A 1696-nucleotide genomic window follows, 5' to 3' on the forward strand; every position below is an offset into this window, starting at 1 on the left:
ACCAACTGGTAGAACCTCCAATGTAGCATCCATGGAGAAACTCCGTCCTGATCATCCCGAAAGTCTAATGAGACAATTAGAACTGTAATTGGAAGGTGGGGATCAGCGTACGCTTACGAAAGAAGTCTGCCGCCAGATATCTTGTTGCCCGGAGCCAGGCAGAGCCACGATGTAAAGTGTTTGGCGGTTGGCCATGCCCGCAAATCTGTGCCGCACTCGCCAATCAACTTCAGGGCAAGTGACGAACCGAGGCCATGGATTTGCGTCAAGTCCGTGCCTACAAGGCCGTATAATGTGGCCCGGACATCAAACGATGGCGTATTCGGCTGCTTCGTCTTCGTTCTGATCTTAGGCAACGGCGATTGTGGCTTCTCGACATTATGCGCCATTGTGGCGATCGCCTGCTCGAGCTTGCGATCGCATTCGAGCATCTTTTGCTGATAAAAGTCGTACAGGTCCAACGACTGGGAAAGCGCAAAGATGTGTTCATCCCGATCATTCCCAATCAGGGATGCCCGTATCGTTTCGACCGAGGAGTGACAACGGATATCGCGCAAGGATGCCAGCACATCCGGGTCTCGCTCGCCGGCAACGATTGCCCGTATGATCCTCATGCCTGTGACGCCGGTGATGTCTGACACGACATGGTGAAGCTGAAGATTCATCTCCATCAACGCCTTTTGCATATGCTGGATATGAGCGGCCGCGTATTCGACCAACCGTTCTCGTTGCCGCAAATATGCACGTAGGGTGGCAATTTGCGCATTCGGCCGAAAGCTTCCTCGAAGCAGGCCATAGGAGTGCAGTTGGCGCAGCCATGCCGCATCGCTGACATCGGTCTTTCGACCAGGAACATTCTTCGCATAGCGCGCATTGACGAGGATCACCTCAAACCCATGCTGCTCCAAAATCTCGTAAGCCGGTATCCAGTAGACACCCGTCGACTCCATGGCGACACTGGTGACCCCGCAGGATTTGAACCAGTGAGCGAGATCGTGCAGATTGTGGGTAAAAGTCCCGAAGGCGCGGATTGGCATGTCATCAGCATCAGGGTTGACGGCGGCCATATGCATAGTCGCGCCGATATCGATGGCGGCGGCTCTCGGATTCATGCGCCTTAAATTCTGCGCGTTAGATGGTATTGTCTTGGGCAAGACCTCTCCTCCTCTGAATCAAGGAGGGGCTGGGCCGTGCAAGTTATTCAATTTCCTAACCGGGATCGCCGCCGAAGCTGCGTCACCACTCTCAAGTCCGCAACAACCCATGTGCCACGTTTTTTAACGGGGTCAAATGCCTCCAATAAGCCAACGGCAACTCCCCTCCGATCAACAAGATAGCACAGTCTGTTTCTACCGCGCACAGGCGGGCCGAGACCCGGGATCGTTTTTTAAAATTTCCCTCTCCTCCAAAAGTAGGCGGTTCTCTTTACGCAGACGTTCATTCTCTTTCGCTAAATCGATTTCACCAGCCGGAGGAATATCCTCGGGGCGAGAGCGCTGTATCCACTTCGATAGCGTGGAAAGGCCAACACCCAAATCGGTTGCTACCTGGCGGCGAGTAAGACCAATGCCCATTGATTAGAGCGTGGGGCGATTATTTTGAATCGTTAAAGAGGGTGATATTTGTTTGCATTTCGCGCTTTTTAGATTGATGATTCATTGGGTCAGGAGGAAAAGCTATGTTCCAGCAAGCTTAT

General features: G+C 52.8%; 2 pseudogenes. Both read right to left on the bottom strand.

Going from position 1 to position 1696, the window contains the following annotated elements:
- Positions 1-116 precede the first annotated feature (116 nt).
- Positions 117-1112: pseudogene (locus tag OIV19_RS23540) on the bottom strand (IS110 family RNA-guided transposase); the annotation flags it as partial.
- A gap of 273 nt (positions 1113-1385) precedes the next feature.
- Positions 1386-1574, bottom strand: a pseudogene (locus OIV19_RS23545) (IS3 family transposase); the annotation flags it as partial.
- Between the last annotated feature and the right edge of the window lie 122 nt (positions 1575-1696).

Source organism: Brucella sp. HL-2, assembly GCF_025846885.2.
GTDB lineage: Bacteria > Pseudomonadota > Alphaproteobacteria > Rhizobiales > Rhizobiaceae > Brucella > Brucella quorumnocens.